This is a genomic window from uncultured Piscinibacter sp., assembly GCF_937952055.1.
Classification (GTDB): domain Bacteria; phylum Pseudomonadota; class Gammaproteobacteria; order Burkholderiales; family Burkholderiaceae_C; genus Piscinibacter.
In genome coordinates, this window is sequence record NZ_CALFYO010000021.1 from 655609 (window position 1) to 678062 (window position 22454).

The 22454-nt window shown below is 67.6% G+C and carries 24 protein-coding genes; 2 read left to right on the forward strand and 22 right to left on the reverse strand.

The window, feature by feature from the left end; translation table 11 throughout:
• The first annotated feature begins 293 nt into the window (after window positions 1-293).
• Window positions 294-3167, forward strand: coding sequence for an Rne/Rng family ribonuclease (locus Q0599_RS17355; RefSeq protein WP_298831981.1), 2874 nt, complete (start codon window positions 294-296; stop codon window positions 3165-3167).
• A gap of 66 nt (window positions 3168-3233) precedes the next feature.
• Here the strand turns inward: Q0599_RS17355 and nagZ are convergent, their stop codons facing one another.
• From nagZ to lepA, 9 genes are read right to left on the reverse strand one after another with little or no spacing between them, the layout of a single operon-like run.
• Window positions 3234-4289, reverse strand: coding sequence for a beta-N-acetylhexosaminidase (gene nagZ / locus Q0599_RS17360; protein WP_298831985.1), 1056 nt, complete (start codon window positions 4287-4289; stop codon window positions 3234-3236).
• The gene (gene acpS / locus Q0599_RS17365) at window positions 4286-4687 is read right to left on the reverse strand and encodes a holo-ACP synthase (RefSeq protein WP_298831987.1); all 402 of its coding nucleotides are present in this window, start codon (window positions 4685-4687) and stop codon (window positions 4286-4288) included. Before acpS ends, nagZ begins: the two co-directional genes overlap by 4 nt.
• Window positions 4688-4694: 7 nt before the next feature.
• Window positions 4695-5492: a pyridoxine 5'-phosphate synthase gene (locus Q0599_RS17370; RefSeq protein WP_298831990.1), complete on the reverse strand. Its 798-nt coding sequence runs from the start codon at window positions 5490-5492 to the stop codon at window positions 4695-4697.
• Window positions 5492-6256 (reverse strand): DNA repair protein RecO, encoded by a 765-nt coding sequence (gene recO / locus Q0599_RS17375; RefSeq protein ID WP_298831993.1) that lies wholly within the window; start codon window positions 6254-6256, stop codon window positions 5492-5494. Before recO ends, Q0599_RS17370 begins: the two co-directional genes overlap by 1 nt.
• Window positions 6257-6260: 4 nt before the next feature.
• On the reverse strand, window positions 6261-7187 hold the full coding sequence (gene era / locus Q0599_RS17380) for a GTPase Era (protein WP_298831996.1): 927 nt from the start codon (window positions 7185-7187) through the stop codon (window positions 6261-6263).
• Window positions 7184-7888, reverse strand: coding sequence for a ribonuclease III (gene rnc, locus Q0599_RS17385; protein ID WP_298831999.1), 705 nt, complete (start codon window positions 7886-7888; stop codon window positions 7184-7186). Before rnc ends, era begins: the two co-directional genes overlap by 4 nt.
• 49 nt (window positions 7889-7937) lie before the next feature.
• Window positions 7938-8309: a DUF4845 domain-containing protein gene (locus tag Q0599_RS17390; RefSeq protein WP_298832002.1), complete on the reverse strand. Its 372-nt coding sequence runs from the start codon at window positions 8307-8309 to the stop codon at window positions 7938-7940.
• Window positions 8310-8348: 39 nt separating this feature from the next.
• Entirely contained in the window at window positions 8349-9326 is a 978-nt protein-coding gene (gene lepB, locus Q0599_RS17395; RefSeq protein ID WP_298832004.1) for a signal peptidase I, read from the reverse strand.
• Window positions 9326-11134 carry a translation elongation factor 4 gene (gene lepA, locus Q0599_RS17400; protein ID WP_298832007.1) on the reverse strand — a complete coding sequence of 603 codons (1809 nt, stop codon included), beginning with the start codon at window positions 11132-11134 and terminating at the stop codon, window positions 9326-9328. The genes lepB and lepA overlap by 1 nt, the downstream gene beginning before the upstream one ends.
• Between lepA and Q0599_RS17405 the strand changes: the two genes are divergently transcribed.
• Window positions 11133-11456: a hypothetical protein gene (locus tag Q0599_RS17405; protein WP_298832009.1), complete on the forward strand. Its 324-nt coding sequence runs from the start codon at window positions 11133-11135 to the stop codon at window positions 11454-11456. The genes lepA and Q0599_RS17405 overlap by 2 nt on opposite strands.
• A 235-nt stretch (window positions 11457-11691) precedes the next feature.
• On the opposite strand, the gene Q0599_RS17410 is transcribed toward Q0599_RS17405, so the two are convergent.
• The 13 genes from Q0599_RS17410 to Q0599_RS17470 all read right to left on the reverse strand — a co-directional run bounded on the left by Q0599_RS17410 (window position 11692) and on the right by Q0599_RS17470 (window position 22435).
• A complete protein-coding gene (locus Q0599_RS17410; protein ID WP_298832012.1) occupies window positions 11692-13137 on the reverse strand; it encodes a DegQ family serine endoprotease in 1446 nt (481 codons plus the stop codon).
• A gap of 55 nt (window positions 13138-13192) precedes the next feature.
• A complete protein-coding gene (locus Q0599_RS17415) occupies window positions 13193-14209 on the reverse strand; it encodes a MucB/RseB C-terminal domain-containing protein (protein WP_298832014.1) in 1017 nt (338 codons plus the stop codon).
• 24 nt (window positions 14210-14233) lie between these two features.
• Window positions 14234-14875 (reverse strand): sigma-E factor negative regulatory protein, encoded by a 642-nt coding sequence (locus Q0599_RS17420; protein ID WP_298832017.1) that lies wholly within the window; start codon window positions 14873-14875, stop codon window positions 14234-14236.
• A 24-nt stretch (window positions 14876-14899) separates the two neighbouring features.
• On the reverse strand, window positions 14900-15508 hold the full coding sequence (gene rpoE / locus Q0599_RS17425; protein ID WP_298832019.1) for an RNA polymerase sigma factor RpoE: 609 nt from the start codon (window positions 15506-15508) through the stop codon (window positions 14900-14902).
• A complete protein-coding gene (locus tag Q0599_RS17430; protein ID WP_298832021.1) occupies window positions 15505-15993 on the reverse strand; it encodes a hypothetical protein in 489 nt (162 codons plus the stop codon). The genes rpoE and Q0599_RS17430 overlap by 4 nt, the downstream gene beginning before the upstream one ends.
• 31 nt (window positions 15994-16024) lie before the next feature.
• Window positions 16025-17269: a beta-ketoacyl-ACP synthase II gene (fabF, locus tag Q0599_RS17435; protein WP_298832023.1), complete on the reverse strand. Its 1245-nt coding sequence runs from the start codon at window positions 17267-17269 to the stop codon at window positions 16025-16027.
• A 39-nt stretch (window positions 17270-17308) separates the two neighbouring features.
• Window positions 17309-17551 carry an acyl carrier protein gene (gene acpP, locus Q0599_RS17440; RefSeq protein WP_209385515.1) on the reverse strand — a complete coding sequence of 81 codons (243 nt, stop codon included), beginning with the start codon at window positions 17549-17551 and terminating at the stop codon, window positions 17309-17311.
• An 85-nt stretch (window positions 17552-17636) separates the two neighbouring features.
• A complete protein-coding gene (fabG, locus tag Q0599_RS17445; protein ID WP_298832025.1) occupies window positions 17637-18383 on the reverse strand; it encodes a 3-oxoacyl-ACP reductase FabG in 747 nt (248 codons plus the stop codon).
• Window positions 18380-19318: an ACP S-malonyltransferase gene (gene fabD / locus Q0599_RS17450; protein WP_298832026.1), complete on the reverse strand. Its 939-nt coding sequence runs from the start codon at window positions 19316-19318 to the stop codon at window positions 18380-18382. Before fabD ends, fabG begins: the two co-directional genes overlap by 4 nt.
• A 50-nt stretch (window positions 19319-19368) precedes the next feature.
• Window positions 19369-20358, reverse strand: a complete 990-nt coding sequence (locus Q0599_RS17455) for a beta-ketoacyl-ACP synthase III (protein WP_298832028.1) — start codon at window positions 20356-20358, stop codon at window positions 19369-19371.
• On the reverse strand, window positions 20355-21470 hold the full coding sequence (plsX, locus tag Q0599_RS17460) for a phosphate acyltransferase PlsX (protein WP_298832030.1): 1116 nt from the start codon (window positions 21468-21470) through the stop codon (window positions 20355-20357). Before plsX ends, Q0599_RS17455 begins: the two co-directional genes overlap by 4 nt.
• A 43-nt stretch (window positions 21471-21513) precedes the next feature.
• A complete protein-coding gene (gene rpmF / locus Q0599_RS17465; RefSeq protein ID WP_112190625.1) occupies window positions 21514-21696 on the reverse strand; it encodes a 50S ribosomal protein L32 in 183 nt (60 codons plus the stop codon).
• Between the two features lie 187 nt (window positions 21697-21883).
• Entirely contained in the window at window positions 21884-22435 is a 552-nt protein-coding gene (locus Q0599_RS17470; RefSeq protein WP_298832033.1) for a DUF177 domain-containing protein, read from the reverse strand.
• Window positions 22436-22454: the final 19 nt, after the last annotated feature.

The window sequence follows — 22454 nt, forward strand, 5'->3', positions numbered from 1 at the left end:
GCGCCGCGCCGTTGCGCCCGGGTGCAAGGTGGCCTCGGACCGTGAACCTCCTCGCAGCGCTCAGCCGGCCCACGAGGCCCGGGCCAGCGCTGATTGCCGCCTCCCCCACTGCCACGCACGCGCCAACGCTGCCCTTGCGGCCGGTCTGCTGACCGGCTCCGCATCCGACAGTCCAGGGCGATTCCTTCCGGTTCCCACGCGTTTCTCGTGCATCGAAGCGTCGCCTCCTGCCTCCGGCGGGCGGTGACTGTTGGCAATGCGCCGCTCGACGAGTCGGCGCTGGAGGAATGCACATGAAGCGCATGCTGATCAATGCGACGCAGCAGGAAGAGCGTCGCCTGGCGATCGTCGACGGCCAGAAACTGCTCGACTTCGAAACCGAGATCGAGGGGCGCGAGCAGCGCAAGGGCAACATCTACAAGGCCGTGGTGACGCGCGTCGAGCCGTCGCTGGAGGCCTGCTTCGTCGACTACGGCGAAGACCGCCACGGCTTCCTGCCGTTCAAGGAGATCGCCAAGGAGTACTTCAAGCAGGGCGTCAGCGTCCGCGACGCGAAGATCCAGGACGTCATCTCCAACGGCCAGGAACTGCTTGTGCAGGTCGAGAAGGAGGAGCGCGGCAACAAGGGCGCGGCGCTGACCACCTTCGTCTCGCTGGCGGGGCGCTATCTCGTGCTGATGCCCAACAACCCGCGCGGCGGCGGCGTCAGCCGGCGCATCGAGGGCGAGGACCGCGAGGAGCTCAAGGAGAACCTCGAATCGCTCGACTACCCCAAGGGCATGAGCCTGATTGCCCGCACCGCCGGCATCGGCCGCTCGGCCGCCGAGCTGCAGTGGGACCTCAACTACATGCTCAAGCTGTGGGAGGCGATCGACGGCGCGGCCAAGTCGGGCAAGGGCGCCTTCCTCATCTACCAGGAGTCGTCGCTGGTGATCCGCGCGATCCGCGACTACTTCACCGCCGACATCGGCGAGATCCTGATCGACACGGACGACATCTACGACCAGGCGCTGCAGTTCATGACCCACGTGATGCCGGAGACGGCGCACAAGGTCAAGCGCTACCGCGACGATGCGCCGCTGTTCAGCCGCTTCCAGATCGAGCATCAGATCGAGACGGCATTCAGCCGCACCGTCAACCTGCCCTCGGGCGGGGCGATCGTGATCGACCACACCGAGGCGCTGGTGTCGGTGGACGTGAACTCGGCACGCAGCACGCGCGGCAGCGACATCGAGGAAACCGCGACACGTACCAACCTCGAGGCGGCCGACGAGATCGCGCGCCAGATGCGCCTGCGCGACCTCGGCGGGCTGATCGTCGTCGACTTCATCGACATGGAGGAAAGCAAGAACCGCCGCGAGGTGGAGACACGCCTGCGCGACGCGCTGCGCCAGGACCGCGCGCGCGTGCAGTTCAGCTCGATCTCCAAGTTCGGCCTGCTCGAACTGAGCCGCCAGCGCCTGCGCCCGGCGCTCAGCGAAGGCAGCCACATCACCTGCCCGCGCTGCAACGGCACCGGCCACATCCGCGACACCGAGAGCTCGGCGCTGCAGATCCTGCGCATGGTGCAGGAGGAGTCGATGAAGGAGAACACCGCCGCCGTGCACGTGCAGGTGCCGGTGGAGGTGGTGTCGTTCCTGCTCAACGAGAAGCGCACCGAGATCACCAAGATCGAGCTGAAGCAGCGCGTCACGGTGCTGCTGGTGCCGAACAAGAACCTCGAGACGCCGAACTACCGCCTCGAGCGCCTGCGCCACGACGATCCGCGGCTGGAGAACCTGCAGGCCAGCTACTCGATGATCGACGAAGTCGAGGAAGAGGTCGGCATCACGCGCCGCGAGAAGGTCAAGGCCAAGCAGGAGCCGGTGATCAAGGGCATCCTGCCCGACGCGCCCGCGCCGCAGCCGGTGGCCAAGCCCGAGCCGGTCGCGGCAGCGCCCGCTCCGGTCGCCGCACCGGTGGCCGCTGCGCCGACGCCGGCCGGCACCGGCTTCTTCGGCTGGGTGAAGCGCCTGTTCGGCGCCGGTGAGACGAGCGCGCCGACGCCGGCAACCGCGCCGGCCGCTGCGCCGACACCGGCAGCCGCGCCGCGCAAGGAGGGCCGGGGCGACCGCGGTGGCCGTGGCGGCCGCGACGGGCGGCGCGGTGAGCGTGGCGAACGTGGCGGCGAGACCCGTGCCGAGGGACGCAACGGCCGGGAAGGCAAAGACGGTCGTGGCCGTCGTGCCGAACGCCCCGAGGGGGCAGAAGTCCCGCGCAGCGAAGCCGGCGCCGAGTCGCGCGGCGAGGGCCGGCGCGGTGGCCGTGCGGAGCGAGGCGAGCGTGGCGAACGCGCCGGCGAGCGTGCCGAGCGCCGGCCGGCGCCAGAGGCCGCCGAAGCCGTGCCGGTGCAGGCGTTCGTCGACACCGTGCCGACGAGCGAGCCTGTGGCCGAGGGCGAGGCCCAGGGCGAACGCGGCAGCCGGCGCCGCAACCGCCGCGGCCGCGGCGGTCGCGATCGCGACGAGTCGCGGGCCGCTGAGGTGACGTCCGAGGCCGTGGCCGGCGAGGCGCCGGTCCTGGCCGAGGGAGAGACCGTCAGCGAGCCGGCCGCGCTCGAAGCCGCCGAGTTGACGCCGACCGGCGCCGAAGGCGAGGAGCGTGAGAGCCGTCGACGCGGACGTGGCCGCGACCGCCAGCGCCGCGATCGGCGCGACGAAGCGGCAACGAGCGGCGAGCCGATGAGCGGCGAAGCAGCACCGCAGGCCGCCGCCGAGGCGATCACCGAAGCCGTGGCGGAAGTGGCGCCGCTCGCGGCGCCGGAAGCCGTGCCGTCGGCCGAGTCGGAGCCCCTGGCGTCCACCGCCGGCGAGCCCGCGGCCGTCGCCGTGGCGCCCTCCCCCGCGCCGGCGGTCGCCCGCGTCGAGCCCTTCGTGCTGCCCGCCGATCAACTCGCCGCGGTCGCCGAAGCGGCCGGTCTGCTGTGGGTGAACTCGGATGCCGAGAAGATCCGCGCCGTGCAGGAAGCGATGGCGAGCGAGCCGAAACCGGTGCACGTGCCGCGCGAGCGCAAGCCGGTGGTGCAGGTGGACGAAGGTCCGCTGGTGCTCGTCGAAACGCGCAAGGATCTGTCGCAGATCACCTTGCCTTTCGACACCAGCGCACAGGAGTCGCGGCCCTCCGCCTGAGCGCGGCCCGACACGACACGACGCTGCCGCGGCTCGTGCCCGGCGGCGTCGTCGTGTCAGGGTCCTTCAGGGCAGGCGCTCGAGGGCGTGCTGGTACTGCGGGTCGTGCATCAGTTCGTCCCAGGACAGCGGCCGGGTCTGCGGCAGCAGGCGGACGCGGCGGTCCTCGCTGTCGGGGTCGAGCTGCCAGCGGCCTTGTTCGAGCCCCTGCGCCAGCCCGTCGAGCAGGGCATCGACCGCCGCGCCTCCATCGACCGACTGGTTGCACAGCAGCACGAGGTCGCATCCAGCGGACAGAGCGATCGCCGCAGCCTCGGCGTAGCCGACCTCGACGCCGCCGACACGCCGCGCACCTTCCATGCTGAGGTCATCGCTGAACACTGCACCGGTGAAGCCCAGCTGCTGACGCAGGATCTCCTTCAGCCAGCGCGGCGAGAAACCGGCAGGGTGGGCATCGACCTTCGGGTAGATGACATGGGCCGGCATCACGCTGGCCAGGCTGGTGGAGAGCCACTCGTAGGGCATGGCATCGTCGGCGAGGATGGCCTTCAGGCTGCGCCGGTCCACCGGCACTTCGGTGTGGCTGTCCGCCTTGACGTAGCCGTGACCGGGGAAGTGCTTGCCGCAGTTGGCCATGCCGGCCATCAGCAGGCCATGCATCAGGCTCTTGGCCAGCAGCGTCGTCACGCGCGCATCGCGGTGGAAGGCACGGTCGCCGATCACGCTGCTGTCGCCGTGGTCGAGGTCGAGCACCGGCGTGAAGCTGAGGTCCACGCCGCAGGCGCGCAGCTCGGCGCCGAGCACATGTCCGGCCGCGGTGGCGGCGGCGGTGGCGGTCAGCGGGTCCTGCATCCACATCTCGCCGAGCATGCGCATCGCCGGCAGGTGGGTGAAGCCGTCGGTGCGGAAGCGCTGCACGCGGCCGCCCTCGTGGTCGACGCAGATCAGCAGGTCGGGTCGCAACGCCTTGATCTCTGCGGTCAGCTCGACGAGCTGCCGGCGGTCGGCCCAGTTGCGCGCGAACAGGATCATGCCTCCGGTCAGCGGGTGCACCAGGCGCCGGCGGTCGTCGGCGTTCAGCGCCGTGCCGGCGATGTCGAGGATGACGGGTGAGTGGCTCATCGAGGGTCCTTGGTTTCGACCACGACGAAGCTCGCCGCGAAGTCGGTTTCGTCGCTGACGCTGACATGCGCGCGCAAGCCGCGCGATTCGAACCATTCGGCCAGCGCGCCGTGCAGACGGATCTCTGGCTTGCCGCTGCGCGCCTTGACGATCTCGCAGTCGCGCCAGGTCATCGGCATGCGCATGCCCATGCCGATGGCCTTGGAGAAGGCCTCCTTCGCCGAGAAGCGCGTGGCCAGGTAGCTGATGCCGCGCGACTCGACGCGCGCCAGCCGTTCGCGGAACACTTCGATCTCGTGTGCGCCGAGCACCTTCAGCGCAAAACGCTCGCCGCGCCGTGCAAAGGTCTCGCGCATGCGGCGGATGTCGCAGATGTCGGTGCCGATGCCGTAGATCACGACGGCGCTACGCGTAGGCGCGGTGGATGCAGCGCAGGTAGTCGCGCACCGTCTCGCCGAGGCCGAGCTCGAGGGCGTCGGCGATCAGCGCGTGGCCGATCGACACCTCCTGCACGCTGGGCACGGCACGCAGGAAGTCGGTGAGGTTGTCGCGATTCAGGTCGTGGCCGGCGTTCAGGCCCAGGCCCTCGGCGAGCGCGGCCTGCGCAGCCGCCGCGAAGCCGGCGGTCACCTCCGCCTGTTGGGGCGTGCCGTAGGCGCGTGCATAGGTCTCGGTGTAGAGCTCGACACGGTCGGCGCCGGCCTCGCGCGCGCCTCGCATCTGCGTCGGCTCCGGATCCATGAACAGGCTGACGCGCAGACCCATCGCTTTCGACTCGGCGACCAGCGGGGTCAGCCGCGCCAGATCCTGCGGGAAGCGCCAGCCGTGGTCGGAGGTCGGCTGGTCGACGCTGTCGGGCACGAAGGTCACCTGGTGCACCGGCAACCCGCGTTGCACCAGGTCGCGCACGCAGTCCATCAGGTTGTGGAAGGGGTTGCCCTCGATGTTGTACTCGGCCTGCGACCACGACTTCAGCAGTTCGCCGAGCTCGACCACGTCGTGCGGCCGGATGTGCCGCTGATCGGGCCGGGGGTGCACGGTGATGCCCTGGCAGCCGGCTTCGAGCGCGAGCGTTGCGGCGCGCGTGACGCTGGGAATGCCGATCGCACGCGTGTTGCGCAGCAGCGCCACCTTGTTGAGGTTGACCGAGAGCGCGGTCAGGCCGCGGTGGGCATCGAGGCCGGTGGTGAGCAGCGGATTCATCAGAGATGGCGGAGGTCGTGCATCACCTGGCGGGTGCGCAAGGGGCTGGAGCCGAGATGATAGTGAAGCAGCCCGCGCAGCTGCAGCTTGAGCGGGGGCAGCGCCAGCGCACAGGTCTGCTGCAACGCTTCCTGGCCGCCATGCTGAAGTGCCGCCTGCAGACCGACCAGCACCGCGCCGGGCACACCCGCCTCGTCGTCGTGCGCCTCGGTGACACCGGCCTCGGGACGCAGCGCGTAGAGCGCCTGCGCCTGCAGCGGCTGCTGCGTCAGCGTGGCCAGGCCGAGGTCCGGCAGCAGACCGATCTCCTTGAGCAGCGTGAGCTCGAAGGCGCGCAGCGCGGCTTGCGTGCGCAGATCCTCGCCGGCGCCGAGGCCGGGCAGCGTCTGCGCATAGGCGTCGAACAGTGCCGGATGCGGGTCGTGCCTCGCGAGCAGCTTCATCAGCAGTTCGTTGAGGTAGAAGCCGCTGAACAGCGCCGCGCCGGTGAGCATGGCCTCGCCACCGCCCCATTCGGCCTGGCGCAGCGTCTGGATGTCGCCCGCTGCCTCGGCTTCCGGCACCCGGCCGAGCGACACGTTGACGCGCTGGAACGGCAGCAGCACGGCACGCAGGTTGGAGTGAGGCTTCTTCGCGCCCTTGGCCGCCACCGCCACCCGTCCCAGGGAGCGTGTGAAGAGGTCGAGGATGAGGCTGGACTCGCTCCAGTCGTAGCGGTGCAGCACGTAGGCCGCCAGCGGTGCCGCGCCGCGCGCCGTCGCCATGGCGCTACTCGTAGCCGTAGCTGCGCAGATGGTCCTCGTCCGCCGCCCAGCCGGAGCGCACCTTGACGAACAGCTCGAGAAACACCTTCGCCTCCATCAGCGACTCGAGTTCCTGGCGGGCCTCGGAGCCGATGCGCTTGAGCCGCTCGCCGCCGGCGCCGATGATCATGCCCTTGTGCGCGTCACGCTCGACAACGATCGAGGCGGCGATGCGGCGCAGATTGCCCTCCTCCTCGAACCTGTCGATCACGACCGTCGACGTATAGGGCAGTTCGTCGCCGGTGAGGCGGAACAGCTTCTCGCGAATGATCTCGCTGGCGAGGAAGCGGTCGCTGCGGTCGGTCAGCGCGTCTTCCTCGTAGAACCAGGCCTGCTTGGGCAGGTAGGGCCTGACGATCTGCAGCAGGCGGTCCGCGTCGGCCTGCTTCTTCGCGGACAGCGGCACGAATTCCGCGAACGCGTGTCGGTCCTGCATGCCCTTCAGCCAGGGCGCCAGTTCGCCGCGGCGATGTACGGCGTCGAGCTTGTTGGCGATCAGGAACACAGGCTTGCCCTTCATCGCCTCGCCCTGGATCAGCGACAGCACCTTGGCGTCGTCCAAGCCGAAGCGGCCGGCCTCGACGACGAACAACACCACGTCGACGTCGGCCAAGACGCCCTGCACGGTGCGGTTCAGCGTGCGGTTCAGCGCGGCGCCGTGGCGGGTCTGGAAGCCGGGCGTATCGACGAAGACGAACTGCGTCTCGCCCACCGTGCGGATGCCGGTGATGCGGTGGCGTGTGGTCTGAGCCTTCGCCGAGGTGATGCTGATCTTCTGGCCGACCAGCGCATTGAGCAGCGTCGACTTGCCGACGTTGGGCCGGCCGACGATGGCGATCAGCCCGCAGCGCTGCGCCGCGGGGGGCTCTTCCGCTTCAGGCTTGTCGCTCATGAGCGCAGCGGACCACCGGGCCGGTCATTGGCCTTCAGCACGTCGAGCATCCTGCGCGCCGCTTCCTGCTCGGCCTGGCGGCGCGAGCGACCTTCGCCCGCCTGCGTCAGGCCCAGCGCGGGGACCACGCACTCCACCTCGAAGGTCTGTGCATGCGCCTGGCCGCGCGTGGCGCTGATGCGATAGGTGGGCACCGGCAGGCGGCGCGCCTGCAGCCACTCCTGCAGCTCGGTCTTGGCATCCTTGGCCCAGCCCCCGATCTCGGTGCCGGCAATGACCTCGCCGAAGAGGCGTTGTACCAGTGCGCGGGCGGCATCGAAGCCTGCGTCGAGGAAGACGGCGCCGATCACCGCCTCGAGCGCATCGGCGAGGATGGAGGCGCGCTGCGCGCCGCCGCCGCGGGCCTCCCCTTCCGACAGGCGCACGACCTCGGGCAGCCCGAGCTGAAGCGCCATGCGGTGCAGGCTGTCCTCGCGCACCAGGTGCGCGCGCACGCGCGTCAAGTCGCCTTCGTCCGAGCCGGAGAAGCGGTCGAACAGCAGGCTCGAGACCGCGAGACTGAGCACGGCATCACCGAGGAATTCGAGCCGTTCGTTATGGTCGGCGCCGAAGCTGCGATGCGTCAGCGCGCGCCCAAGCAGATCCGCGTGCCGGAAGCGATGCCCGATGCGGGCCTGGAGTTCGTCGAGTCTTTCGTCCATCGGGTTGGTTGCCGTCGGGCCGCTGCGGCCCGTTTTGCCCCCCGCTGCGCTACTTCTTCGAGCGCCCCTCGTATTTGATGAGCAGATAGACCGGCGCGATCAGCTCGATCTCCTTGTCGTAGGCGAAACTCACCACGACCTGCTCGTTTTCCTTGGTGATCTGCAGATCCTTGCCGCTGATCGAGGAGATCGAGTACTCGATCTGCTTCTGCTTCTCGAATGCGTAGCGGATCTCGGACACCGTCGATCCGCCTTCCTTGGCGATCTTGTCGACGGCGCGCTGGATCGTGTAGTACTCGTTGACGGTCGGCAGCACGCGCATGACCACCAGCGCCGTGATGCCGATCACGATGGCCCAGAACATCAGTCCGAACAGGGTGACTCCGCGCTGTCGGCGGATCGATGCAATCTTTCCAGTCATGCGTTCATGCTCCCCTCGTGAACCCCGTGCTGCGGCGCATCAATGGAACGACCCGATGCGTTTCGGATTGCCGAAGTTCATCCACACGAAAAATGCCCTGCCGACGATGTTCTCGTCCGGCACGAAACCCCAGAAGCGCGAGTCTTCCGAATTGTCGCGGTTGTCGCCCATCATGAAGTAATGTCCTTCGGGCACCTTGCAGGTCACCGCTTCGGCACTGTAGCGGCAGTTCTCGCGGAACGGGAACGCATAGGCACCGTCCGCACCGAACGGGCGCTGCGCCTGCGGGTTCACGAGGATGCGGTGCTCCACGTCGCCGAGCTTCTCCTTGAATTCCGGGTAGTAGCGCAGCGTGTCTTCGTCGTAGTAACCCGGCGGCGGCAGGGGCTCAAGCGGAACTTCCTGCCCGTTGACCGAGAGCCTCTGGTTGCGGAACGTGACCTCGTCGCCGGGCAGGCCGACGACCCTCTTGATGTAGTCAATGCTGGTGTCGCGCGGGAAGCGGAACACCATCACGTCGCCGCGCTTCGGGTCGTGGTTGGCGATGATCTTCTTGTTGATCACCGGCAGACGCACGCCGTAATGGTACTTGTTGACCAGGATCAGGTCGCCGACGAGCAGCGTCGGGATCATCGATCCGGACGGGATCTTGAACGGCTCGAACAGGAAGGAGCGCAGCAAGAACACGGCCAGGATCACCGGGAACAGGCCAGCGGTCCAGTCCAGCCACCAGGGCTGCATCAGCAGCTTCTCGCGCGACGGGGAAAGGTCGGTGTCGACCTTCGTGATGCCCTGAGCCGCCAACTGCGCACGCCGCGCAGCGTCCTGCTGCTCAAGCGCCTTGGCGGCAGCGGCACGCCGCGGCGCGAAGTGGAAGCGTTCCGCCAGCCAGTAGGCCAGGGTCACGACACTCAGGATGAACAGCAGCAGCGAGAAGTTTCCCGTCCACTTGCCGAGGTACCAGCCGCCCAGGTAGATGGCGAGCGCACCATAGAGCACACCGGTTAGATAACCCATCAGTCGTCCACTTGGAGGATGGCCAGAAACGCCTCCTGCGGCACCTCGACGGAGCCGATCTGCTTCATGCGTTTCTTGCCCGCCTTCTGTTTTTCGAGCAGCTTGCGCTTGCGGGTGATGTCACCGCCGTAGCATTTGGCCAGCACGTTCTTGCGCAGCGCCTTGATTGTCTCACGCGCGATGATGTTGGCGCCGATGGCCGCCTGCACCGCCACGTCGTACATCTGTCGCGAGATCAGTTCGCGCATCTTGGTCACCACGGCGCGGCTGCGGTACACGCTCTGCGCGCGGTGAACGATGATCGACAGCGCATCGACCTTGTCGCCGTTGAGAAGGATGTCGACCTTGACGACGTCGGACGCGCGGTACTCCTTGAACTCGTAGTCCATCGAGGCATAGCCGCGGGACACGCTCTTGAGCTTGTCGAAGAAGTCCAGCACGATCTCCGCCAGCGGCATCTCGTAGGTCAGCATCACCTGGCGGCCATGGTAGGCCATGTTGATCTGGTTGCCGCGCTTAAGGTTGGCCAGCGTCATCACCGGGCCGACGTAGTCCTGCGGCATGTACAGGTGCACCGTGACGATCGGCTCGCGGATCTCCTTGATGCGGCCCTGGTCCGGCATCTTCGAGGGGTTCTCCACCTGCAACACCGTGCCGTCGTTGAGCACGACCTCGTACACCACGCTGGGCGCGGTCGTGATCAGGTCCTGGTCGAATTCCCGCTCGAGCCGCTCCTGCACGATCTCCATGTGCAGCAGGCCGAGGAATCCGCAGCGGAAGCCGAAGCCGAGCGCCTGGCTGACTTCCGGCTCGTAGTGCAGCGACGAATCGTTGAGCTTGAGCTTTTCCAGGGCGTCGCGAAGCTGGTCATACTCGCTGGCTTCGGTCGGGTACAGGCCTGCAAACACCTGTGGCTTGATCTCCTTGAAGCCTGGCAGTGGCTCGCTAGCCACACCCAGGTTGTTGGGGAGTTTCTTCTCCAGCGTGATGGTGTCACCCACCTTCGCCGCCTGCAGTTCCTTGATGCCGGCGATCACGAAGCCTACCTCGCCGGCCCTCAGCACCTCTCGCGACAGCGACTTGGGCGTGAACACGCCGAGCTGCTCGACGCCGTAGACCGCGTCGCTGGCCATCAGTCGGATGCGCTCGCCCTTGCCGAGCGAACCGTCGACCACGCGCACCAGCATGACGACGCCGACGTAGTTGTCGAACCAGGAATCGATGATCATCGCGCGCAGTGGTGCTTCGAGCTTGCCGCGCGGTGCCGGCATGCGCTGGATCACCGCTTCCAGGATGTCGTCGATGCCTTCGCCGGTCTTGGCGCTGCACGGAATGGCGTCGTCGGCATCGATGCCGATCACGTCCTCTATCTCTTCCTTGGCGCGATCCGGGTCGGCCTGCGGCAGGTCCATCTTGTTGAGCACCGGCACGACCTCCACGCCGAGCTCGATGGCGGTGTAGCAATTGGCCACCGTCTGAGCCTCGACGCCCTGGCTCGCGTCGACCACCAAGAGAGCTCCCTCGCAGGCCGACAGCGAGCGGCTGACCTCGTAGCTGAAGTCGACATGCCCGGGTGTGTCGATCAGGTTCAGGTTGTAGACCTGTCCGTCGCGCGATTTGTACTGGAGCGAGGCGGTCTGCGCCTTGATCGTGATGCCGCGCTCGCGTTCGATGTCCATCGAGTCGAGCACCTGCGCTTCCATTTCGCGGTCGGACAAGCCGCCGCAGCGCTGGATCAGTCGGTCCGCCAGCGTGCTCTTGCCGTGGTCGATGTGGGCAATGATGGAGAAGTTGCGGATGTGGTCCATGAACCTTGCTAGTGACAGCTCACGCGGCGCAGACAAAGGCGAGGCCATGGCGGCGCAAGCTCACATCGTGCAGCGATGTGCAGGCGCAGAGCGCCGTGATGAAGCCAAAAAAAAGGCACGTCGAAAGAGTGACGCGCCTTCCAACAAAACGTATGGCAACTGCTTGTTGGGCCTTCATTGTAGCCAAAAGCACCACGCTGGAGACCGCGCCAATCCTCGTTTTGTGCTCGTTGCGATGTGCCAACAAGAATTTCCATCAACAGATTATCCACAAAGTCTTGTGGATCTCCTGGGGATAGTTCCCTGGGCTGTTCTTTGTTGATCGCAGCGAGAGAAGACTCGCCTCAGGCAGGGCGATTCTAGCCTTTGCATGGGGGCAATCGCCAGCCGGATCAGTATGTCAGTATTCACTGACTTCTTGCGATCCGAAAGAGAAGCCCGAGCGGGTGGGTCCCCGCCATCATCACCACCGCTCAGATCCCGGATCATGGAAAGACCCAGACTTTCAGTCGGGTGCCCCGGTTGCCACCGGAGCGCCCGACCGATGCCCTGGCCTGTCAGCGCGAGACTGGACGGATGATGAGAAAGTTCACCGTGTCGCCGCGACGGACCAGCAAGGTGACGGCTCGCTTCTTGTCGAGCTTTGCGACGACCGCTTCGAACTGCTTGGCGCTGGTGACCTCGGTGTTGTCGATCGACAGGATCACGTCGCCTTCGCGCACGCCCGCGCGAGCCGCGGCGCCCTCGACCAATTCCACACGCACGCCGTTCTTCAACTTGAGTTCACGCTTCTGCGATTCGTTGAGGTCGGCCACGCCGATGCCCAAGGTGCCCGCCACCACCTGCGGCTTCGTCTCGGTCTCGGCGCTGCGGCGCACGCGATCGGGTTCGACCTCGGCGACGACGACGCTCAAGTCCTTGTAGGCCCCGCGGCGGAACACCTGCAAGGTGGTCTTGCTGCCCGGCTTGACGCCACCGACGATGCGCGGCAGGTCGCCCGACTTCTCGACCACCCGGCCGTCGAACCGGGTGATGATGTCTCCCGCCTCGATGCCGGCCTTCTCCGCCGGCCCCCCGGCTTCGACACTGCGCACCAGCGCGCCAGTCGGCTTGCCCAGGCCGATCGACTCGGCGACGTCCTTGGTGACCTGGTCGATGCTCACGCCAATGCGTCCCCGGCTGACCCGCCCGGTGGTCTTCAACTGATCAGCCACGCGCGTCGCCTCGTCAATCGGGATCGCGAACGAGATGCCCATGTAGCCACCCGAGCGGCTGTAGATCTGCGAGTTGATGCCTACCACTTCCCCGCGCATGTTGATCAGCGGTCCGCCAGAGTTGCCCGGGTTGATGGCCACGTCGGTCTGGATCAGCGGCAGGAACTCGCCGGTGTCGCGCGCCTTCGCGCTGACGATGCCGGCGGTCACGGTGTTCTCGAGCCCGAAGGGCGATCCGATGGCGATGACCCACTCGCCCACACGCAGCCGGTTCACGTCGCCGATGCGCACGGAGGGCAGGCCGTTCGCGTCGATCTTCACCAACGCCACGTCGGAGCGGCGATCAGCACCGATCACCCGCGCCTTGAACTCTCGCTTGTCGGTGAGCGTGACGAAGACCTCGTCAGCCCCGTCGATGACATGCGCATTGGTCATCACGTAGCCGTCGGCGCTGAGGATGAAGCCGGAGCCGACGCCTCGCTGCTGAGGCTCGGCGTCGGGCTGAGGCCGTTGGCCGCGCGGCGGCTGGTTGGGGATGGGCAGGCCGAAGCGTCGGAAGAACTCCAGCATGTCCTCGTCCATCTCCGGCATGCCGTCGGGCCGGGCCGCGCGGCGCTCGGTGGTCCGGATGTTGACGACTGCCGGCCCGATGCGTTCGGCCAGGTCGGCGAACTCGGGCAGGGCCTGGGCCATTGCCGGCGAGGAAACGATCGTGCCGGTGGCCAGCACCAAGCCGGCCAGGGCGACGACGAAGCTGCGGCGTGCCGCCGCGGTGACGGTGGAGTGCATGGTTGTCATGATTCGGAGAAGCCTCAATCGGGAAGCCTGGGCGAGAAATGGCGGTTCACTTCCGACGTTCAAGTCCGTTGGCGAACATCAGCAGCGTGGCCGGGGGAACATCACCGATAACCGTGATCCACCAGTCACCTTGGCGCCGCATCAGTGTCTGCGTGGCACCGACAGCGGTCCGCATCGAGCGCTGGTGTCGCTGCGCGTTGAACGGCTCGATGAACACCGACACGTAGGTCAGCCCATCGGAAAAGATCGTCTGCAGCACCAAGTCCGCGATGGCCTCCTGAATGTCGGAGGTCGGCGATTCCATCGGTCGGCGCACACAGCTGACTTCTCGAAACCCTGGCACCAACTGGCGCATCGCCCAGCCTTCCGCCTCCATCCGCGTGCTGGTCAGCGCAGGGCGGATGACACGGTAACCGTCGAGCTTGCGCATCGGCCCGGTCACGCTCTCGAACTGCGGCTTGACGCCGATCGTCACCTCGGAGAACGCCGAGGTCTCCAGCACCTCGTTGCGCTCGTTGATGACCTCGGAGCGAAGCAGCAGACCCGACGCCTGGTCGGACCAGAGTCTGTAGCCGAAGCGGTGGTCGTCGCGCGGCTGCACGAACAACACATGCGCCTCCCGCCCTGCCACGCGCTCGCTGCCCTGCGGCCTGACTTCGTAGTAGTCGGCGATGCGGTCGATGCTGCCCTGGAGCAGGGCCGGAAAACCCGTCATCGACTGCGCCTGCTCGACCAGCGCCACGCGGCTGGCTGGCCAGAGCGTGTGGACGAGGTCGTTGTGCCGGAACACATATCGCGTCTGCCCGTCGAGCGATTCGATGCGCTCGTACTGGTTGCGACCCTCGCCGTAGTGCGCGATGCGTGCGCTCGCCACCGCGCCGCCCCCGCTGACCACGAAAGTGCCCTGGAAGTTCTGCTTGCTGGCCGCTTCGTGGATGCGCGTCAGCCAGGCACGAACCTCGCGACTGTCGGGCGCTGCCGAAGCGGGCGTCACCCCGGCGGCGGACGCAGCACCGCCGAAGGCGCCGAGCAAGGTCAGCGCGAGGATGGGACGCAGCAACATGGGAAAGTGGTGCCGTTTGCGGTTCTATCGCTTCGACGCGTCGGTGGTGGCGCTGCGCAGGAAGGCCGATGGCACACCCAGCGCAGAAGCACCTGCGAAACGCTGATGTGCGGCGAGGTAACGATCCAGCCTCGCATCCCGAATCACCTTCCCGTCCGTGACCAGGGTTGCCTGCTCGGTGACCGCGTCGGCACGGGTCGGCGCCTGCGCCACGCGGCTCGGCTCCGCCATCGGAACCACGGTGGCGGGCGCGCGTGCCAGGCTGGGGCCAGGCTCGGGCGACGGCGCCCGGATTGCCACCAGCACCCCTGCCACAGCGACGAATCCCGCGGCAACGGCTGCACCTGCTCGCCACCGACGCAGCACCCGAGCGCCGGACGCGGGAGCGACGACCGCCGGCTGCGGCGCCAGCACCACGGGCTCCGTGGCCAGTCGCGTGCGCAGGCGTTGCAGGAACTCTTCGTCTTTCGACGGCGAGGAGGCCAGATCGTCGGAACGCAGCACATCACCGATCAGCTGATAGGCATGCCAGGTCTGCCGGGACGCGGCGTCGCTGCGCCAGACCGCGCACGCCCGCTGCACGCCTTCGGCGCCGAGCTCGCCATCGACCATGGCAGACAACTGCTCGGCATGGCCCGATCCGTTGGATTGTTCACTGGACATCATCGACTCCAAACCTCTCCCGATCCCTCACCACCGCTCGCCTTCACGGGTGTCGAGCAGCGGTCTCAGCCGCAGCGCAATCGCCTCGCGCGCCCGGAAGATGCGCGAGCGCACCGTTCCGATCGGACAGTTCATCAACTCGGCGATCTCTTCGTAGCTCAGCCCCTCGATCTCGCGCAGGGTGATCGCCTGGCGAAGATCGTCGGACAGCGCTTCGATCGCAGAGTTCACCGCCGCCGCGATTTCCTTGCTGGCCAGCACGGCGTCGGGGGTCTCGCCGTCGCTTAGTTCGTTTTCGACGCGCGAAGTTTCCTCGTCCTCGTCGCGGGACGCGAGTGCGGATTCCGTCACGATCGGATCCCGCTTGAGGTCGACCAGCGCCTTCTTGGCCGTATTGACGGCGATGCGGTACAGCCAAGTGTAGAAGGCGCTCTCACCGCGGAACTGTCCGATCGCCCGGTAGGCGCGAACGAAAGTTTCCTGGGCGATGTCAGGCACCAGGTCGACGTCACGCACCATCCGGCCGATCAGGCGTTCAATGCGGCGCTGGTACTTCACCACCAGCATCTCGAAGGCCCGCACATCACCTTGCCGGATCCGTTCGATCAGCGGTGCGTCGGCGTCGTTGGCGTTCATGCGGGAGGGTCGGCTGGAGCCTGCGCCGAGAGGCCGGCCGGATCGGGTCGCGGCGAATATACCGCACAGCGCAAGGCGTGCCAGTCACCCGAAAACTCGATGCCTGCCAGGGCCAGCCAGGTGCCGGAGAGCCACCAGCGGCTCGATTCCGTCTTGCGGAAGCGTAACAGCATCCAGGCGCCCCCATCGAATGCCAACTGCAGCGATCCCGGGCTCTCGGGCACTTCGCGCGGCGCAGATTCGGACAAGTGCCAGCCCTGTCCGTCCCAGCGCAGCCGGCCCTTGCGCGTGCGGGCCGCGGAAGCGGCCAGCAGGCAAGCCAGTACAGCCGGCACGGCCCACGGCGCCGGGGCCAGTTCGTCGCGGGAGTGAAGCGCCGACAGCCAGAGGGCAGTGAGCAGCAGCCCCGAGGCCGAAAGAGTCAACACGCTGCGACGCCACGCGCGCGCCGTGCGGAACTCGAAACTGGCTGCCGGCAGGCCCACGGGCGCGCCACCCGCGGCAAGGAGGACGGACTCAGGCTCGGCGGAACACCAGCGTGCCGTTGGTGCCGCCGAAGCCGAAGTTGTTCTTCACGGCGTACTCGATCCTCATCGGCCGCGCCTCATTGGCGCAGTAGTCCAGGTCGCACTCCGCATCCTGGTTGAAGATGTTGATCGTCGGCGGCGACACCTGGTGGTGCAAGGCAAGCACGGTGAAGACGGATTCGATGCCCCCTGCACCGCCGAGCAGGTGGCCGGTCATCGACTTTGTCGAATTCACCACAAGCTTCTTCGCATGGTCGCCGAAAGCAAGCTTGATGGCGTTCGTCTCGTTGACATCGCCCAACGGCGTCGAGGTGCCGTGCGCGTTCAGGTACTGCACCTGGTCACCGTCGATGCCCGCATTGCGCAACGCTGCCTTCATCGCGCGCTTCGGTCCGTCGACGTTCGGCGCGGTCATGTGAAAGGCATCGGCACCCATGCCGAAGCCGGACAACTCCGCGTAGATCTTCGCGCCGCGCTTCTTCGCGTGCTCGTACTCCTCGAGCACCAGCACGCCGGCACCTTCTCCGAGCACGAAGCCGTCGCGGTCCTTGTCCCAGGGCCGCGACGCGGTGACCGGGTCGTCGTTGCGCGTGGAAAGCGCACGCGCCGCTGCGAAGCCGCCGATGCCCAGCGGCGAGACGGTGGACTCCGCGCCGCCGGCAATCATCACGTCGGCATCGCCGTACTCGATCAGCCGGCCGGCCTCGCCAATGCAGTGCAGACCCGTCGTGCAGGCCGTCACGATGGCCAGGTTCGGCCCCTGGAAGCCGAAGTGGATCGACACATGCCCCGAGATCATGTTGATGATCGAGGCTGGCACGAAGAACGGCGAGATGCGGCGCGGCCCTCGGCTCGTGTACTCGCCGTGCGTTTCCTCGATCATCGGCAGCCCGCCGATGCCCGAGCCGACGATGCAGCCGATGCGTTCGGCAGCCTCCTCGCTCAGCGCGTCGTTCGTGGGCAGGCCGGCATCACGCACCGCCTGGATGGACGCCGCCATCCCGTAGTGGATGAAGGTGTCCATGTGGCGCGCTTCCTTGCCGGGGATGTAATCCTCGATCTGGAAGCCCTTCACCTCGCCGGCAAAGCGGCAGGCGAACGCCGACGCGTCGAATCGCGTGATGTTGGCGATGCCGGAGCGGCCGGCAACGAGATTGTCCCAGCCTTCGCCGACCGTGTTGCCTACGGGGCTGACCAGGCCGAGTCCGGTGACGACGACGCGACGACGGCTCATGCGCAATGCGGATGCAATGGGAACGGGAACAGGCTGCCCTCAGGCCGCCTTCTGGTGCTTCACGGCGTAGTCGATCGCCAACTGCACGGTCGTGATCTTCTCGGCTTCCTCGTCGGGAATCTCGATGCCGAACTCGTCCTCCAGGGCCATCACAAGTTCCACCGTGTCGAGCGAATCGGCGCCGAGATCGGCCACGAATGCTTTCTCGTTGCTCACATCGGCCTCGGGCACACCCAACTGTTCGGCGATGATCTTCTTGACTCGTGCTTCGATGTCGCTCATGACTCCTCCGGGAGTGTTTACTGAAAACAGGGCGGGATTCTAAGGCTTGGCCAGCCCGGGCCGCGGACGACCCGCAACGCCGGATTCAGGCCATGTACATGCCGCCATTGACGTGCAATTCGGTGCCGGTGATGTAACCGGCCTGCGGCGAGGCGAGGAATGCCACCGCATGCGCGATCTCGCTGGCCTGTCCGAGGCGGCCGAGCGGAATCTGCGCCAGCAGTGCCCCCTTCTGCGCCTCGGGCAGCGAGTGCGTCATGTCGGTGTCGATGAAGCCCGGCGCCACACAGTTCACCGTGATCCCGCGGCTGCCGAGTTCCCGTGCCAGCGAGCGCGTCATGCCGGCCACCCCCGCCTTGGCCGCCGCATAGTTGGCCTGGCCCGGGTTGCCGCTGGCCCCCACCACCGAAGTGATGTTGACGATGCGACCGTAGCGCTGCTTCATCATCGGGCGGATCACGGCGCGACTGGCGCGGAACACCGCTTTCAGGTTGGTGTCGAGCACCGCGTCCCAGTCTTCGTCCTTCATGCGCATCGACAGCGTGTCGCGCGTGATGCCGGCGTTGTTGACCAGCACGTGCAGGCCGCCGTCCTGCTTGACGATGCCGTCGATCGCAGCGTCGAGCGCGTCACCATCGGTGACGTCGAGCTTGAGCCCCCTGCCGCCCAGTGAAGCCAGCGCCTCGCCGATGGAGGCGGCTCCGGCGTCGGTCGTCGCGGTACCCACCACCTTCATGCCCTGCCCGGCGAGCGCCACCACGATCGCCCGGCCGATGCCACGCGAGGCACCGGTGACCAGCGCGACCTGTCCCTTGGTCGTGACCTCGCTCATGCCAGCATCCCCTTCGCCTCGGCCAGCGTCGCCGGATCGAGCACGTTGCCCACCGTGAGCTCAGCGTCGATGCGCTTGGCCAGCCCGGCGAGCACCTTGCCCGGGCCGCATTCGATCAGATGCGTGGCGCCTCGCGCACGTATGGCCTGCACGATCTCGACCCAGCGCACCGGCCCGAAGGCCTGGCGGTACAGGGCCTCGCGGATCGCGTCGGGCTCGGTCTGCACCGCCACGTCGATGTTGTTGACGAGCGGAATCTGCGGCGTGTGGATCGTCACCGCGGCCAGGCGATCCTTCAGCCGATCGGCCGCGGGCTTCATCAGGCTGCAGTGGAACGGCGCAGAGACGGCCAGAGGCAGCGCACGCTTGGCGCCGCGGCCCTTCAGCGCCTCGCAGGCCTGGTCGACGGCGGCCTTCGATCCCGCGATGACCGTCTGCTTGGGGTCGTTGTAGTTCGCGGCCGACACGGGTTCGCCCACCGCGGCGGCCACCTCCTCGCAGGTGGCACGAACAATCTCGGCGTCGAGCCCGAGGATCGCGGCCATGGCGCCGGCACCGACCGGCACCGCCTCCTGCATCGCCTGGGCGCGGAAACGCACCAGCGGCAGCGCGTCGGCCAGCGTCAACGAGCCGGCGGCGACCAGCGCGCTGTATTCGCCGAGCGAATGGCCGGCCACCACCGCCGGTGTGAGGCCGGTCTCGGCCATCCACGCGCGGTAGCAAGCCACCGCGGCGGCCAGCATCACCGGCTGGGTGTTGGTGGTGAGGTCGAGTTGTTCCTTCGGCCCCCCATGGATCAGTCTGCCAAGGTCCTCGCCGAGTGCCTGCGAGGCCTCGGCCAGGGTGTCGCGCACGGCGGCGTGGTCGCCCCAGGCGTCGAGCATGCCCACGGTCTGCGAGCCCTGCCCGGGAAACACAAATGCGAAGGTCGTCATCGCCGTTGTCTCACTCTTGTCGTCTTGTCGGCCCTCGGCGGGCCTCATTCTCAGAAGTCGAGCAGCACCGCGCCCCAGGTGAAGCCGCCGCCCACGCCTTCCAGCATGACCGTGTCGCCGCGCTTGACCTGCCCTTGGCGCACCGCGGCGTCGAGCGCCAGCGGAATCGACGCGGCCGATGTGTTGCCATGCTCGTCGACCGTGACCACCAGCTTGTCCATCGGCAGCTTCAGCTTGCGCGCCGTGCTCTGCATGATGCGGATGTTGGCCTGGTGGGGGATCAGCCAGTCGATGTCCGCTTCAGTGCGGCCGGCCTTCTCGAGCACCGTGCGCGCCGCGCTCTCCAGCACGCCCACAGCGAGCTTGAACACGGCCTGCCCGTCCATCTTCAGCAGCGGGTCGCCGAGGGGCTGGCCACCGGACAGCGTGCCAGGCACGCACAGGATGTCCACGTGGCGGCCATCGGCATGCAGATCGCTGGCGAGGATGCCCGGCGTGTCGCTGGCCTCCAGCACGACGGCGCCGGCGCCGTCGCCGAACAGCACGCAGGTGGTGCGGTCCTTGAAGTCCAGAATGCGCGAGAACACCTCGGCACCGATGACCAGCGCCCGGCTGGCCAGGCCAGTGCGGATCATCGAATCGGCCACTGTGAGGCCGTAGACGAAGCCCGAGCACACCGCCTGCACGTCGAAGGCCGCGCCGCCGGCCACGCCGAGCTTGCGTTGCACGATGCACGCGGTGGACGGGAAGACCATGTCGGGTGTCGAGGTCGCAACGATGATCAGGTCGATGTCCTGCGGCTTGCGGCCCGCCGCTTCCAGCGCGTGACGAGCGGCATGCACGGCAAGCTCGCTGCTCGGAACATCGGGCGCGGCGAAATGGCGCGCACGGATGCCGGTGCGCTCGACGATCCAGTCGTCGGAGGTCTCGATGCCGTCGCGAGCCAACTGCGCGGCCAGCGACTCGTTCGTCACCCGGTTGGGCGGCAGGTAACTGCCCGTGCCGGTGATGCGGGAGAAACGAGGGGTATCAGTGCTCATCGTGAGGCAGCCAGCGCGGGCAGGTCGGTCCGAGGCTCCGCGCTCGTTGCCGGCATCGCGGCCAGCGTCTCGAGGATGCGGTCGTGCACGCGGTCGAGCAGTCGGTTGCGCGCGGCATCATAAGCCCGGTTCAGCGCCATCTGGAAGGCGAACGCGTCGGCCGAACCATGGCTCTTGAAGACGAGTCCGCGCAGGCCGAGCAGGGCGGCGCCGTTGTAGCGGCGGTGGTCGACGCGGGCCTTGAAGTGGTTGAGTACAGGCAGCGCCACCAGCGCGGCGAGCTTGGTGAACAGGTTGCGCGTGAACTCCTGCTTGATGAAGTTCGAAAGCATCGCGGCCAGGCCCTCGGCCGTCTTCAGCGCGACGTTGCCGACGAACCCGTCGCAGACGACGATGTCGGTGGTGCCCTTGAAGATGTCGTTGCCTTCCACGTTGCCGTGGAAATTGAGATGGCCGCTGGCCGCCGCCGCACGCAGCAGGTCGGCAGCTTGCTTGATGGTCTCGCTGCCCTTGATCGCCTCTTCGCCGATGTTGAGCAGCCCGACGCTCGGGTCGTCCTTGCCTTCCACTGCAGCAACCAGCGCGCTGCCCATCACGGCAAACTGCAGCAGGTGATCGGCGCTGCAGTCGACGTTGGCGCCGAGGTCAAGCACGGTGGTGTAGCCGTCGCGCTCGTTGGGCATCACGGTGGCGATCGCCGGGCGATCGATGCCCTCGAGTGTCTTCAGCACGTAGCGCGACACCGCCATCAGCGCGCCGGTATTGCCGGCCGATACGCATGCCTGGGCGGCGGCACGGCCGTCCTCGCCAGCCTTCACCTGCGAGACGGCGACGCGCAGCGAGGAGTCTTTCTTGCGGCGCAGCGCCACTTCGACCGGATCGTCCATCTCGACGACCTCGGTGGCAGCCACGATGGTGCAGCGAGGCCAGGCGGCGGCGCCAGCCAGGGCGTCGGCGCGGCCGACAAGGATGAGCGCCGCCTCGGGATGCGCGTCGAGAAAGGCGCGACAGGCCGGCAGGGTGATCGAGGGTCCGTGGTCGCCGCCCATGCAGTCGACGGCGAGCGTCACCTGGAAGGGGGCGGCCGCGACGGTCGGTGCGGCAGTAGTCATGTCAGACCGAGGGGCGGGCCAGCCGCGCCACAGCCACGACGCTTCAGGCGTCGGCCTTGGTCTTCAGGACCTTGCGGCCGCGGTAGAAGCCGGTCGGGCTGATGTGGTGGCGCAGATGCGTCTCGCCGGTGGTCGGCTCGATGGCGGTGCCCGGCGCCGCAACGGCGTTGTGGGAGCGATGCATGCCGCGCTTGGAGGGCGACTTCTTGTTCTGCTGAACGGCCATGGAATTCTCCTGTGTGGGGCGGGCCTGGTCAGGCCCGGCCCGGCGGGAGGACGTCCCGCAACAATACGATCCGCGATGGACGCCATACCTGCTGCCGTTCCCACTGCATCTGGCACGGCAAGCCACGGGGCGTCCGATGAAAAGCCCGCGATTCTACCACGCGCCCGCGGTTCATCCGGCCAACCGCTCAGTGCGGTCCCGAGCGCTTGAGCGCCGCGAGGGCGGCAAAGGGATGGGGCCGCTCCTCCAGCGGCTCGGCCGACTCCGCCGGCGGGCTCAGCGGCTGCGGGCAACTGGCGTGGCGCGGCACCAGTGGCAAGCCGAGGATCAGCTCGTCCTCCACAAGTTCACCGAGGTTCAGCGCGCGAGTGAGCACCAACACGTCGTCTTCGCAGTCGGCATCGATCTCGGCCGCGGTGGCCTCGTCGGCGACGAAGCGGAAGCTGCGCTGCACCGTCAGCGGCACCGCCACCGGCTGCAGGCAGCGCTGGCATTCGAGGTTCAGGCTCGCCTGAGCGGCGACATGCAGCCAGATCTCCGGCGACCCGCCACGCACCGGCCGCAATTCGCCCTGCGCCTGCCAGGCCACCTCGTCGCCTTCCGCCGGCCCGGCCTCGGCATGGGCCGACTCGCCCAGGCGCACGAAGCCTCGCAAGGGCCAGCGGCCCTCGAGCCGCCCGCCCTCCTTGGCGAAGGCCTCGACATCGAGTCGCAGGGGGTCGCGGACACGCGCTTTCATGGCCGCCAGTGTACGAGTC

Coding starts and splice junctions, on each gene's coding strand:
- nagZ (WP_298831985.1), bottom strand. CDS start 4,289: ATGAGCCACTCACCCGTCATCCTCGACATCGCCGGCACGGCGCTGAAC.
- Q0599_RS17415 (WP_298832014.1), bottom strand. CDS start 14,209: ATGTTGCTGCGTCCCATCCTCGCGCTGACCTTGCTCGGCGCCTTCGGC.
- Q0599_RS17410 (WP_298832012.1), bottom strand. CDS start 13,137: ATGCACTCCACCGTCACCGCGGCGGCACGCCGCAGCTTCGTCGTCGCC.
- Q0599_RS17470 (WP_298832033.1), bottom strand. CDS start 22,435: ATGAAAGCGCGTGTCCGCGACCCCCTGCGACTCGATGTCGAGGCCTTC.
- lepA (WP_298832007.1), bottom strand. CDS start 11,134: ATGGACCACATCCGCAACTTCTCCATCATTGCCCACATCGACCACGGC.
- Q0599_RS17420 (WP_298832017.1), bottom strand. CDS start 14,875: ATGATGTCCAGTGAACAATCCAACGGATCGGGCCATGCCGAGCAGTTG.
- plsX (WP_298832030.1), bottom strand. CDS start 21,470: ATGACTACTGCCGCACCGACCGTCGCGGCCGCCCCCTTCCAGGTGACG.
- Q0599_RS17405 (WP_298832009.1), top strand. CDS start 11,133: ATGAACCTTGCTAGTGACAGCTCACGCGGCGCAGACAAAGGCGAGGCC.
- recO (WP_298831993.1), bottom strand. CDS start 6,256: ATGGCGACGGCGCGCGGCGCGGCACCGCTGGCGGCCTACGTGCTGCAC.
- fabD (WP_298832026.1), bottom strand. CDS start 19,318: ATGACGACCTTCGCATTTGTGTTTCCCGGGCAGGGCTCGCAGACCGTG.
- acpP (WP_209385515.1), bottom strand. CDS start 17,551: ATGAGCGACATCGAAGCACGAGTCAAGAAGATCATCGCCGAACAGTTG.
- era (WP_298831996.1), bottom strand. CDS start 7,187: ATGAGCGACAAGCCTGAAGCGGAAGAGCCCCCCGCGGCGCAGCGCTGC.
- rpoE (WP_298832019.1), bottom strand. CDS start 15,508: ATGAACGCCAACGACGCCGACGCACCGCTGATCGAACGGATCCGGCAA.
- Q0599_RS17370 (WP_298831990.1), bottom strand. CDS start 5,492: ATGAATCCGCTGCTCACCACCGGCCTCGATGCCCACCGCGGCCTGACC.
- rnc (WP_298831999.1), bottom strand. CDS start 7,888: ATGGACGAAAGACTCGACGAACTCCAGGCCCGCATCGGGCATCGCTTC.
- Q0599_RS17390 (WP_298832002.1), bottom strand. CDS start 8,309: ATGACTGGAAAGATTGCATCGATCCGCCGACAGCGCGGAGTCACCCTG.
- Q0599_RS17455 (WP_298832028.1), bottom strand. CDS start 20,358: ATGAGCACTGATACCCCTCGTTTCTCCCGCATCACCGGCACGGGCAGT.
- fabF (WP_298832023.1), bottom strand. CDS start 17,269: ATGAGCCGTCGTCGCGTCGTCGTCACCGGACTCGGCCTGGTCAGCCCC.
- fabG (WP_298832025.1), bottom strand. CDS start 18,383: ATGAGCGAGGTCACGACCAAGGGACAGGTCGCGCTGGTCACCGGTGCC.
- Q0599_RS17355 (WP_298831981.1), top strand. CDS start 294: ATGAAGCGCATGCTGATCAATGCGACGCAGCAGGAAGAGCGTCGCCTG.
- rpmF (WP_112190625.1), bottom strand. CDS start 21,696: ATGGCCGTTCAGCAGAACAAGAAGTCGCCCTCCAAGCGCGGCATGCAT.
- lepB (WP_298832004.1), bottom strand. CDS start 9,326: ATGGGTTATCTAACCGGTGTGCTCTATGGTGCGCTCGCCATCTACCTG.